This is a genomic window from Saccharicrinis fermentans DSM 9555 = JCM 21142 (assembly GCF_000517085.1).
GTDB lineage: Bacteria > Bacteroidota > Bacteroidia > Bacteroidales > Marinilabiliaceae > Saccharicrinis > Saccharicrinis fermentans.
This window is the reverse complement of record NZ_KI912107.1, coordinates 2,752,827-2,765,360: the sequence shown is the minus strand read 5'-3', so window position 1 is coordinate 2,765,360 and position 12,534 is coordinate 2,752,827. Positions and strand designations below refer to the sequence as shown.

The following is a 12,534-nucleotide window of genomic DNA, read 5'->3' as shown; positions in this document are numbered from 1 at the left end:
CGTGCCTAGGCCTTGGTGTTGTTTGTGGTGTCGAAATGATCTTTTTGGAGCCATTCTTTATAAAAGTCAGGGTGTTTAAATAGCTTTACCATAAATTCTTCAATGGTCAGTTCTTCCAAGATGCGACCATTGCCTTTTAAAAATGCAACAAATCCTTCGTTCGTGTATTTACCCGCTTTTAATAGAAAATCAAAAAGCACCGGGTAGATATCTTTATTGCCGGGATTGTCGTATTTTCTTTTGCAGGAGTCTTTTGAAGAGGATAGGTAAATGCGACAGGCCATCGGTCTTACTGAATAGATGGAGCAAGCTCCATCTGATAGAAAAGCACAGGGGTGGATGATATTTTGTTTTTTTGCTTCTGCAAGACCTTTGGTTTTCTTTAATTTTTTTTCGCTCTTGTTGCGAATGTCGTTGAGCTGTTGTTGATTGCAGGTTTGTATGATGTATTCGTATATAAGTAAGGCTTCCTGTGTGGTCATGTACACCGGCTGGTAACAGCACCAGCTACATCCTTTTTCGCAGGCTATGGGTTTGTTCTGCTGTTGCGTCCGTGCCGCAAAAGATTGTGTTAGCTGACTGATGGCACTGTATTGGCTTTGCATGCCTTTAAATAAAGGAGTCAGACTATGAAAGTCGGTGACTTCCCGAGAAGCAATCGTATATCCATCTTTGTAAAAAGTGAGGTTCCTTTCTTTTTCATTAAAAGGTGAATCTTTGCTTTTGTCTGTCATGGCCTAGAAAATGGGTTTGTGAATATTTGTACAAGGTACGCTTTTATAATTTATTTTTTACTGAACTATAGTGGGGTGTGCTGAAGAAAGTATACTTCATTTAAAATATATTGTATTTTTTTTGTAGTATTGTCTAACTTTAATTTCTTTAAACAAACCTATCAAACCTATTACGTCATGAGATACCATTCGTTTTTATCCACCGAAGATGCAGATTGGGGCGAGCGACAGGTCATGAAATTCAGATGGATATTGGTGGCTGCAATACTGATTCTCATTGGATATATTTTTCTGAGTGGTGCAGTGGATCGTGGGTTTGTTTCCCTTATTTTATTGGGTGTTTATGTTTTTTATAATTCTATTCTTAGTTTATTATTGCGGAGGTTCAAAGGTGCTTCCTGGATACGATATGCTTCTTCTACCATTGATGTAACCATTCTGTCTTTACATATTTATAACTATAGCTATTTTTTCACCCCCATTGCTGTATCTACAGCGCCTTCGTTGTTTGTTTATCCCTTGTTGATTATGCTATCGGTACTAAGGTACGATGGATGGTTGGTGTTTTATACGACTATCTATGTGGTGGTGTGTTCTAATATTGTGTTTTTTGTGCGTTACCCGGATATTGATCCGGATCTTATCTTGCAGGTGGCTTCGGCAGGACCGGAGGGTGCTTTGTATAGATCTGTCTATTTTATTTTGATGGGATATTTTATGTTCAGTATTCCCAAGATGATTAATCGATTGGTGGAAAAACAAAATATTGTAAGTAAGGAGAGGCGTGAAATAGAAATAAAATTGGTGTTGGAGACGCAACGTAAAGAAATGGCCATGCAAAGTTTACGGAGAGAACAGCATCTGAATGATCAGCTAAATAACCAAAAACAATTTATACAACAGCAGAAAGAGGAGCTGGAAAAATTGAATGATATTAAAGATAAGCTATTCTCCATCATAGGTAAGGATTTGCGATCTCCATTTTGTGTTCAAAGTTATTTGTCTGAATTATTGGAAAAGGATTTTGAAGCGATGGATAAAAATGTGATGTTGGAAAGTATTAAAACCATGCATAAAACAGCCCATAAGGGTTTGGATATGCTTACTAACTTGATGGATTGGCACTTGTTACAAACCAAAGCCCTGGAGATAAAGCCTGTTGAGGTGAATGTGAAAAGGATGGCTTGCAAAGTTATTGAAGGACAGTCTGATATCTGGAAGACCAAAGGAATTCGTATTGAGCAATTGGTGGATGAAGAGATCTTTGTCTATGTTGATGAGTTGATGTTTGAAAAAGTATTGGTCAACCTTCTTTCCAATGCGGTTAAGTATACACCCGAAAGAGGATGGGTTCATATCAAAGCTAATCTTGCTGGTGCTACTTGCGTGGTTGAAGTAATAGATAGTGGCGTGGGTATGGATGAACAACAATTACAAGGGCTGTTTATGTTGAATAAGACGATTTCTTCTTTGGGAACTAATAACGAAAAGGGTAACGGTTTAGGTTTGGTGTTATGCAAAGAGATGATAGCCGAAAATAATGGCAGTATCCGCGTGGAGAGCCAGCCTGGGGAAGGAACCCATTTTATTGTATCTCTGCCTGCAGGAGGATGTGGCAATTAAGCTGCTCCTCTGTTGTTTCAAGTCAAGAGAAACTTAATATTTGTATGCACACCAGTTTTGGCTTTCTTTGGTAGGTGATTTGTCATGAATCAGACTGTCCAGAAACTTCCCAAACATTTTTTCATCTCGTTCCAATAAGGCATCATTATACTCCCCAATGGCATTCTGGAGCTGGGAGAAGATAATTTTTGCATCGGCTCCTTTAATATGATTGATTGTTAAATTCTGTAAGGAGAGATATGAATAATTGTTTCCGGTTATTTTATTGAGTTGAATTAGTAGCGCATCTCGCTTATTAATAATTAGTTGTAAATTTCTTGCCCACTTTTCCATTGTATTTTGTTTTAAGTTTCAAGTTTTAATTTACAAAGAACCTTTATGAAAGGAAAGAGTATAGTGTAAAAAAATATCATGATAACTCTTTTTTTTAAAGTTGATAGGTGTAATGTTCATTGATACAATGAGATATGCTGTGTTTGTTGAAGTTGCCAGGGATGACTTCTGTGTCTGTAAATATAAATATTTACGATAAAACAAGGGCTTAAGCTTATCTGTCTTTTATTAAGCAGTATTTAAAAGTATATTTGTCGCAATATTTTATTTTGAAAGTATTATGAAATTTGAGGATTATTCCATCGCAGCAGAAATTAAAACAAGCTTAGCAAAGCTAAATTACAGACGTCCTACTGATATACAGTTCAAATCTATTCCACCTATATTAAAAGGAGAGGATGTGTTGGCGATTGCTCAGACGGGGACAGGGAAAACAGCCGCTTTTGCGATTCCTGTTATTAATCAATTGCACATGCGTAAGATAAAAGGACGTATGGATGGTATTAAGTGTTTGGTAATGGTGCCTACCCGCGAATTGGCTATTCAGATTCATCAGGTGTTTGAAACCATTGGAAAGCATACCCGTGTGAAATCTTTTTGTGTTTTTGGTGGGGTAGAGGAAGCACCCCAGATAGCTAGATTGGAAAAAGGTATTGATGTGTTAATTGCTACGCCGGGACGAATGTTTGACCTGGCCAGTCGGGGTTTTATTAAATTGGATAGGATTGAGGTTTTGATTCTGGATGAGGCTGACCATATGTTGGACCTGGGATTTATTAAGGATATCCGTGATATAATGACCTATCTTCCGAAAAAAAAACAAACGCTTTTCTTTTCGGCTACCATCAACGAAACTATTAAAAAACTGGCTTATTCCTTGGTTAATAATGCTATTCGTATTCAGGTTTCACCTAAAGATCCGGTGGCTCGTAATATTGACCATTTTGTTACTTATGTGGAGATGGATGATAAACGTTTTTTCCTGGAACGCATGGTCAAAGAAAATGAAAATAGTAAGATATTGGTGTTTGTACGTACTAAGGTGCGGTGCGAACGTGTGCAAAAAGCAATGGGAAGAGTAGGGCTGGAGGCTAAGTCATTGCATGGTGGAATGGAACAAGAGGATAGAAAAAAGGTATTGGACCTGTTTCGTAAAGGAGAAGTCAAAGTGTTAATAGCTACCGATGTGAGTGCCAGAGGGATCGATATTCCAAGTGTGGAATTTGTGGTTAACTATGATTTGCCGGAGTTGTCAGAAAATTATGTTCATCGTGTGGGTAGGACAGGTAGAGGCAGGGAAAAAGGACAGGCTGTAACTTTTTGTAGTACGGAAGAAAAAGAGATACTCGCTGAAATTGAAGGCTTTTTGGGTAAGCCGATTAAACGCCTTGAAATGGATCGGGATGATTATTCGCAGACCATCGATTTTTCCGCAGAAAGTCATGCCGACTGGAAATCGCTAATGAACGAACATGAGCAAAGCCTATTGAAGAGACGTAAAAAAAAGAAGAAGTAGTTTGTTTGAGCGCAGTGAATTTGCTTTCTGCGCTTATTTATGCTTTTTGAGGTCAGCGGTGGCGTTTTTTTTTGTTTATTTTTTTCTGCTGTAGAAAAATTGGAGCGAAGCGGAAATCATAAACACCTTAAAGTATAAACTTTGTAATAGGTTTTTTAATACAGCTTTGGGGTAATAATTCCATCCGGTATTGTTTTTAAAATTGAATATCACCTCCATAAGTCTTTTAAATCAATAACTTAAATAAGTTGCCAACTCTAACAACTCAAACAACTCGCCTTATATAACTAGGAATGTTTGTCAAAAATAATTTGGCGTTCAGGTATGTTTTGTTCTTTTAAATATTTGCCGATTGCCTCATTAAATGTTTGGGAACCTACTACATAGTAAGTGTTGTGGGGATGAGATGTGCATTGTTCTATATTTTTATAAAGGTCATCCCGCTTAGTCACAAATATATTCTTGAGTTGGGGGTTTGCATATTTATTCAACTCACTGGCGTAGACAAATTCACCGCTGCGGTCAATGTTAATGTTGGTTATTAACTGTTCGGATGCAGTGTCTTTTTGCTGTTCCAAAATAAAAGGTCTGAAAGTCGCTATTCCTACTCCCATGCTTATAAATACCCTGTGGTTTGGGGAGTGCTTGCTTTTGAGGTGGTTACCCATTTTAAACATACGTATCTTGTCTCCAGGTTTAAGTTTTAGTAGTCCTGACTTAAAGTTAGATGCGTCCTGACGTATACGTGTTGTAAAACCCAGTGTTTTTTCATCGGGATGGGTCATTATTGAAAATTCACGTACCTCCTTTTTGGATACTTTTTGCCCATTGCTTAGGTCATTGTTCAAAAAATGTGCATAAGCTCCCGGTTCCCATTTTATCTTGTCGGGTACCTTAAACTTGAAAGTGTAGGTTTCGGGAGCTTCTTTTTCTATTGTTGTGAGTTCTATTTTAGTAGATATCTTTTTGACAATTGTTGTTAACATGGTATTTGATTTAAATGTTGCTATAAAAAATGATGTGCGCACTTATTTTGTCATACTTCCTTTTAATGTCTTCATAAAATCCTTAAAATGAGGTAGGAAGTCCTTAAATAAAGGTGTATTTTTGTTTTTTAATATAATAGTGGAAAGTAATTTTAGTCCTACGCCAAATGCTGCTGCATCTTCTTTATCCACGTTGGGGTGTTGCTTTAGTTTTTCGACGATTCTTAATATATTTTCTTGATTTTCGGTTTCAAAGATTAATTTGTTATCTCCCGACATTTCTTCTACGGTGACTTTGTATTTCATTTTTGTATGCTTAAAATTTATAATGCAAAAATAGGTTTTCAAAGAAGGGGAGGTAAGGGGTTAAAGACTGGAAAGATGGTACTTTTCAACAGTTTCTCATTTTTGAAACAGTCATTTACAATCTGTAAACTCCTTGGTTTCAAAAGTATCGAAAGCCTTGTCTTTGAAGCTTTCATATGATTATAATTTGTCTTTCAATGGTCATATGGAACTCCCGATGAATTTTAATCATTCTTCTGTGTGTATTTTAGAATGCTAAAATTCATGTTCGTTTCTTATCAAAGACAGAAAAAACGATCGTTTTCTTGCAGCCACTATATAACTAGCCCGAGAACTGGTATTTTATCATGATTTCTTCTCTAAATTTAAGGGGGCTTATTCCTGTTTCTCGTTTGAAAAAGCGACTGAAATACGAGGCATCTTCAAAGTTAAGTGAATAGGCAATTTCTGCAGTTGTGAGGGTGGTGTTTGCTAACTTTCTTTTGGCTTCAAAAATCAATTCCTGACGAATGATTTGCCCAGGTGAGTATCCGGTAATTTCTTTCACGCTATCACGCAAGTGCGAAGTACTGATGCCTATCATATGGGCGTATTCCTGAACTGATCGTATGTTTAAGAAATGATCTGAAACCAGCTGTCTGAATTTTCGCACCATGGTGTGGGTGGTGTCGAGTAAGTTTTCGATATGTTCTTCGTTGTAAATACGTAAAAGTTGAATCAATAGTATATGGATGAAGGATCTGATTACAGAAAGACTTCGTCCCGATTGCATGTTAAATTCTTCTTCTATACACTTGAGTAGTTCCTGTAGTTTGGGTAAATCACTTTCGTCAATGCTAAGTTGGGGTGCTTTGTTTAGACTGTCAAAACTTAATAGATCGCTTTCGGTGCGGACATTTGTGGCTGGCGAGATTAAAAATTCCCGAGGAAATAATAAGGCCTTTCCTTTTAATGATTTGATGTGTTTCCAAAAATGAACTTGTCCTTTTGAGATGAAGAAATAGGATGGCGCTTTAACGTTGTAGGCTTCAAAATCAATAATATGCTGTCCTTCTCCTTCTTCAATAAACAGAATCTCATAATAATCGTGGCGATGAGCCTGAGCACTCAATGCTTCATGCTCCATGTAGTTGAATTGCGTCAGGACGAAGGGAAAGTCCGGGTCGATGGAAAGGGCTGGATTCCCATTTATAATGGACACATGTTTGTGGGTATCACTATATCTATGGAAAGGTATATTCTTTTTGTTCATATGTTTATGTTTTCTTTCAATGCTTATATGTTTTATGATATTTAAAATTGAAATGATAAACTTACCTTAAAAAGTTGACATCGAAAAATAAGGATAAATAGCAGCATGATAGTTTGTTATGTGTTTTGACGCTATTGTGTCTATGGTCTTGGTTATGAGTGTTTTGGTGGTTTTGTCTGCCGTGGTCGATCCACAAGCAGCGCTGCAGTGTTAATAAGCTCTTGAAAAACAATGGGGCATCATTGCGTAAATTGGTCGGTTTATTGTACTTTTGCGACTCATTAGAATAATCTTATAAAACAGGAAAATTCATGGTCCTTTTCTTCAAAGGTAAATCGGAACAGATTTTAGCAGTAGGTTGTAATCAGGAGTTTACAGCCGAAGATATCAAGAAGTTGGAATGGCTTTTTAGCGGTGCCACCAAAACTGACGAGCAGCAGTTAGGTGGCTTTTTTGTTGGTCCTCGTAAAGAGATGATAACTCCTTGGAGTACCAATGCCGTTGAGATCACCCAAAATATGGGTTTGGGTGGTATTACTCGTATAGAGGAATTCTTTGGAGTGGCCGATGAAAATGCAGATTTTGATCCCATGCTCCAGGTGTTGTATAATGGATTGGGACAAGATATCTTTACAATAGATAAAGAACCGGATCCAATTGTGGAGATTGATGATGTGGCCGCCTATAACCAAGCCGAAGGACTGGCTTTAAGTGATGAAGAGGTTGCTTATTTGGATGGGTTGGCCCTTAAACTGGGACGTAAGTTAACCGATAGCGAGGTCTTTGGTTTTTCTCAGGTGAACTCAGAACACTGTCGTCATAAAATATTTAATGGTACTTTTATCATTGACGGAGAGGAAAAGGAGAGCTCACTTTTTAAGCTGATAAAACGTACTTCGCAGGAGAATCCAAACTTTTTGGTTTCGGCTTATAAGGATAATGTGGCCTTTGTGGAAGGCCCTAAGGCCATTCAGTTTGCTCCTAAAAGTCATGATAAACCTGATTTTTTCGAGACAAAAGAAATAGATACTGTTCTTTCGCTGAAGGCGGAAACACATAACTTTCCTACCACTGTGGAACCATTTAATGGGGCTGCAACGGGATCTGGAGGGGAGATTCGAGATCGACTGGGTGGAGGTAAAGCTTCCTTGCCATTGGCAGGTACAGCGGTATATATGACTTCTTATTCCCGTTCGGAGGAAGGACGTGCCTGGGAAGGAGCCACAGAAGCCCGCCCATGGTTATATCAAACACCGGAACAGATCTTGATAAAAGCGTCCAATGGTGCTAGTGATTTTGGTAATAAGTTCGGACAACCTATGATATGTGGGTCGGTACTTACTTTTGAACATTTTGAAAATCAAAAGAAATTTGCCTTTGATAAGGTAATTATGATGGCTGGAGGAATTGGTTTTGCCAAAAAATCAGATGCCTTAAAAGATACGCCGGATAAAGGGGATAAAGTTGTTATTCTTGGAGGCGATAACTATAGAATCGGAATGGGTGGTGGTGCTGTTTCATCAGTGGCTACAGGAGAGTTCGATAACTCCATTGAGCTGAATGCCGTGCAACGGTCTAACCCGGAAATGCAAAAAAGGGCTATGAATGCTATTCGTGCCATGGCAGAGGGGGAGGAAAATCCTATCGTGTTGATTCATGACCATGGTGCTGGTGGACATCTGAACTGTCTTTCGGAATTGGTGGAAGAGACAGGCGGTACTATCCATTTGGATAAGCTGCCTGTGGGTGATCCTACTTTATCGGCTAAAGAAATAGCCGGTAATGAGTCGCAAGAACGTATGGGGCTTGTGATCAAAGAAAAAGATATTGATCGCTTAAAAAGAGTGGCCGATCGTGAGCGCTCGCCCATGTACGTGGTGGGTGAGACCACCGGTGATATGAGCTTTGTGTTTAAGGATGACAAAGGAAATGCGCCTATCAACTGGCAATTGTCTGATATGTTTGGTAATCCTCCCAAAACAATTATGAATGATGTTACGGTGGATGAGAAATTTGCGCCTGTTGCATATGATGCTTCAAAAATAGAGGAATATCTTAAAAATGTATTGCAGTTGGAGGCTGTGGCTTGCAAAGACTGGCTAACCAATAAGGTGGATCGTTCGGTAACTGGAAAGGTGGCTAAACAACAGTGTGTGGGAGAGGTTCTGATACCATTGAATAACTTGGGTGCTACGAGTATTGACTATACGGGAACGGCTGGTTTGGCAACTTCTGTGGGACATGCACCGGCAGTGGCCATGATTGATCCAGCAGCTGGTTCTAGAATCGCCATCGCCGAATCCCTCACAAACCTGGTTTGGGCTCCTTTTACGCATGGTATTAAAGGGGTTTCCTTAAGTGCTAACTGGATGTGGCCTTGTAAAAATAAAGGTGAAGATGCCCGTTTGTATAAAGCAGTTGAGGCGGTCAGCGATTTTGCTACTGACCTGGGGATTAATATCCCAACAGGTAAGGATTCGCTTTCGATGACACAAAAATATAAAGATGGAGAGGTGGTTTACTCTCCAGGTACGGTTATTATTTCGGTTGCCGCAGAGGTGAGTGATGTGAAAAAGATTGTGGAACCGGTTTTGGTCAAAGACATAGATACTTCTATTATTTATATTGATCTTTCTTTTGATCACTTTAAGTTAGGTGGTAGTTCATTTGCTCAGGTGGTGAATAAGCTGGGTGATGATGCACCTAACGTAAGCGATACGGCATATTTTAAAACAGGAATTGAAGCGATTCAGTCTTTGGTGAAGGAAGGAGCTGTTGTGGCAGGTCATGATATCTCGGCCGGTGGTATGGTAACCGCTTTGTTGGAAATGTGTTTTGCCAATCATTCTTTTGGTATTCAAATTGATTTGTCTGCCATCGCCGAGAACGATTTGGTGAAGATTTTATTTGCTGAAAATCCAGGAGTTCTTATTCAGGTGAAGGATGTGGCTAAGGTAACAGCTTTGCTGGATGAAAAGGATTTGGGCTATCAGCTTATCGGAAAACCCATTGAAAAACGTGTGTTGGCTATTACCAAGGATAGTGCATCATGGTCTTTCGATATTGACGAGATGCGTGATGTTTGGTATAAGACTTCGTACCTGCTGGATAGAAAACAATGTGGGGAAGTATTGGCCAAAGAGCGTTATGATAATTATAAGAAACAAGCCTTGAAGTTTAGCTTTAGTGAGCACTTTAATGGTCAATTGGCCGATTATGGCTTAGTACAGAATAGAACTAAAAAATCTGGTGTTAAAGCTGCTATTATCCGTGAGAAAGGTGTGAATGGTGACCGAGAAATGGCATATTCTATGTACCTAGCAGGTTTTGATGTGAAAGATGTTCATATGACCGATTTGATTACCGGACGTGAGACATTGGAAGATGTGAGTTTTATTGTTTTTGTAGGGGGGTTCTCGAATTCAGATGTGTTGGGATCTGCTAAAGGATGGGCTGGTGCTTTCTTGTACAACGAAAAAGCAAAGGCTGCTTTGGATGCTTTCTATCAGCGAGAAGATACCTTGAGTCTGGGTGTTTGTAATGGTTGTCAGTTGATGGTTGAATTGGGGCTGGTTTATCCCGATCATACAGAGAAAATGACCATGGAGCATAATGCTTCACATAAGTTTGAATCTAACTTTGTGAATGTGGATATTGCAGAGAATAACTCGGTGATGCTGAAATCATTGGCTGGGACTAGGTTAGGTGTTTGGGTGGCGCATGGCGAAGGTAAGTTCGTGATGCCATGTGGTGAAGATCAGTATAGTATCGTTGGAAAATATTCATACGATGCTTATCCCGGTAACCCTAATGGAAGTGATTTTAGTACGGCGGCAATTGTTTCTAAGGATGGCCGTCATTTGGCTATGATGCCTCACCTGGAAAGAACGATCTTCCCATGGCAGTGTGCTCATTATCCTGAGGATAGAAAACAGGATGAGGTAACTCCTTGGATTGAAGCATTCGTGAATGCGCGTAAGTGGGTGGAGGATCAGAAATAAAAGCCTGTTGGATGGTATAGATATAAAACAAACAAGCCGGACTTTGGGGTCCGGCTTGTTTGTTTGTGTTTTATTATCTACGATCCGGCGGGACCTTCGTATTTTGCATCTCCAAAAGCTAGAATTGGATAAAATACAAGGCCTAAAAGAATGAGTCCAACCGTAAAACCCTCGCTCTTGCCAAAACTTTTGGCTAGCAAGTTAGTTGCCCAAATGGCAAAAATAATATTGATGCCGGGAAGCATTAGCCAAAGTAACCATATGGCTGGTTTTCCAACAATCTGTAATAAAACGATTGTGTTATAGAAAGGGATGAGAGCGGCCCAACCTGGTTTTTCTGCTTTAGTAAATATTTTCCATAGTGAGGCGATGAGCAAAACGATTATTGCTACGTAAACAATACCTAATACACCTAATAAAGCTTGTAATCCTGCTGTATCATTCATTTTCAATCAATTAAATTAGTTAGTTTAAATTCCTACTCGTAAGGTTTTTCAGTTTCACCCCGTTTGTATGGTTACTGGCCTCCATGTGTAGTGTGTGCATACGAGGAATCGTCTAAAATGTTTTGCTTTTGAAACTTCCTTGGGTGTTTTTTTATTTGGAGAGGTTTATTTTCATAGATCCTCAAAGAATAAGTTTCGCTATCTGATTGAAGTAATGTCTCCTTAAGTGAATCAATTGGCCCTGTGATTATATGAGGCCCCAATTTTTCAACGAACTTCCCTTTATAATCATTTAGCCCAATGGGCTTTCTATCATAAATATAACGAAGCCTATAACGACCAGGATGACGATGGCGGCACCTGTAATTTTGTTGAGCCACCAGAGTCTGCGTAGGTTAATCTTGGAACGAAAAAGGTTGATGAGTGATGACAAAATAAACCACCATAGCGAAGCGCCACATAATACGCCTCCTATTAAAACAAAATGACTGATCGCATTATCCCCGGGTTTTACTGCGCCAAAGCTAGCAAAGAAGGCCAGGAATAAGAAAATAGCCAAAGGATTGGATATGGTGATTAAAAAAGTGGAGAAAAAATCTTGAAATAGGTTCGACTTCCCCTTTCGTTGTTTTCGTAGCTGAACCGCTGGGTTACTATTGAAAATGTTGATGCCCAGTATAATCAATAACAAGGCTCCGAATATTTGAATATAAAGAAGTTGTTTTTCGATAAAACTGATAATGAACGAGAGACTAAAGCCTGCTGCGATTGCGTATATGGTATCACTAAAGGCAGCCCCCATTCCTGATATAAAGCCCGATAGGCGCCCTTTGTTTAGCGTGCGCTGTATGCATAGCACTCCGATAGGCCCAAGGGGAATGGATGCCGAAAATCCGATAATAATGCCATCGATTAAATACTTTACTAGCATGTATTAAAAATCCAGTTTAGTTTCTGTAATTACAATATACCATTATTTTAATTTACAGAACACCAATTACTAATCATTGGCTAATTTTTTATTGACAATTACTCTTATTGAAGTCGTTATTGACAATTTTCTGCTATTAAGGGTGAGCAAAAATAGAATAAAAAACTACAGATTAAAATTTTATTCAAGCCTTTGTCTGCAAGATGTACCTTGAGTTTGAAAATTGTTTGTGTAATTATGCTTCCTACTGTGCGGTTAAATGTTAAAAAAATAAAATGAAATCTTTCTTTGATTACAGATTTTATAAATATATTTGGACTGAAATGGGTGAAAAAGATAACATTCTCTTTGTGTTTATTTATCTTTAAGTTGGGTGTAATGACCTTGTGTTGAGTATTTTAGTTTC

General features: G+C 38.7%; 10 protein-coding genes. 3 read left to right on the top strand and 7 right to left on the bottom strand.

Going from position 1 to position 12,534, the window contains the following annotated elements:
• Positions 1–5 precede the first annotated feature (5 nt).
• Positions 6–734 (bottom strand): YkgJ family cysteine cluster protein, encoded by a 729-nt coding sequence (locus tag CYTFE_RS26165; protein ID WP_052343150.1) that lies wholly within the window; start codon positions 732–734, stop codon positions 6–8.
• Between the two features lie 177 nt (positions 735–911).
• Here CYTFE_RS26165 and CYTFE_RS0111025 point away from each other — a divergent pair, with 177 nt between their 5' ends.
• Positions 912–2,357, top strand: a complete 1,446-nt coding sequence (locus CYTFE_RS0111025; protein ID WP_027471833.1) for a sensor histidine kinase — start codon at positions 912–914, stop codon at positions 2,355–2,357.
• A 33-nt stretch (positions 2,358–2,390) separates the two neighbouring features.
• On the opposite strand, the gene CYTFE_RS0111020 is transcribed toward CYTFE_RS0111025, so the two are convergent.
• On the bottom strand, positions 2,391–2,690 hold the full coding sequence (locus tag CYTFE_RS0111020) for a hypothetical protein (RefSeq protein WP_027471832.1): 300 nt from the start codon (positions 2,688–2,690) through the stop codon (positions 2,391–2,393).
• Positions 2,691–2,970: 280 nt separating this feature from the next.
• On the opposite strand from CYTFE_RS0111020, the gene CYTFE_RS0111015 reads away from it, so the two are divergent.
• Positions 2,971–4,206 (top strand): DEAD/DEAH box helicase, encoded by a 1,236-nt coding sequence (locus tag CYTFE_RS0111015; protein WP_027471831.1) that lies wholly within the window; start codon positions 2,971–2,973, stop codon positions 4,204–4,206.
• Between the two features lie 287 nt (positions 4,207–4,493).
• Here the strand turns inward: CYTFE_RS0111015 and CYTFE_RS0111005 are convergent, their stop codons facing one another.
• From CYTFE_RS0111005 to CYTFE_RS0110990, 3 genes are all read right to left on the bottom strand, one after another.
• A complete protein-coding gene (locus CYTFE_RS0111005) occupies positions 4,494–5,192 on the bottom strand; it encodes a ferredoxin reductase domain-containing protein (protein ID WP_027471830.1) in 699 nt (232 codons plus the stop codon).
• A gap of 42 nt (positions 5,193–5,234) precedes the next feature.
• Positions 5,235–5,498 (bottom strand): DUF3861 domain-containing protein, encoded by a 264-nt coding sequence (locus CYTFE_RS0111000; protein ID WP_027471829.1) that lies wholly within the window; start codon positions 5,496–5,498, stop codon positions 5,235–5,237.
• A 322-nt stretch (positions 5,499–5,820) separates the two neighbouring features.
• Positions 5,821–6,750 (bottom strand): helix-turn-helix domain-containing protein, encoded by a 930-nt coding sequence (locus CYTFE_RS0110990; RefSeq protein WP_027471828.1) that lies wholly within the window; start codon positions 6,748–6,750, stop codon positions 5,821–5,823.
• Between the two features lie 311 nt (positions 6,751–7,061).
• Here CYTFE_RS0110990 and purL point away from each other — a divergent pair, with 311 nt between their 5' ends.
• On the top strand, positions 7,062–10,751 hold the full coding sequence (gene purL, locus CYTFE_RS0110985; protein WP_027471827.1) for a phosphoribosylformylglycinamidine synthase: 3,690 nt from the start codon (positions 7,062–7,064) through the stop codon (positions 10,749–10,751).
• A 77-nt stretch (positions 10,752–10,828) separates the two neighbouring features.
• Here purL and CYTFE_RS0110980 read toward each other — a convergent pair whose 3' ends face one another.
• Both CYTFE_RS0110980 and CYTFE_RS0110975 read right to left on the bottom strand, forming a co-directional pair.
• Positions 10,829–11,197 carry a DUF5684 domain-containing protein gene (locus CYTFE_RS0110980; protein ID WP_027471826.1) on the bottom strand — a complete coding sequence of 123 codons (369 nt, stop codon included), beginning with the start codon at positions 11,195–11,197 and terminating at the stop codon, positions 10,829–10,831.
• A gap of 292 nt (positions 11,198–11,489) precedes the next feature.
• Positions 11,490–12,128 (bottom strand): LysE family translocator, encoded by a 639-nt coding sequence (locus CYTFE_RS0110975; RefSeq protein ID WP_027471825.1) that lies wholly within the window; start codon positions 12,126–12,128, stop codon positions 11,490–11,492.
• Positions 12,129–12,534: the final 406 nt, after the last annotated feature.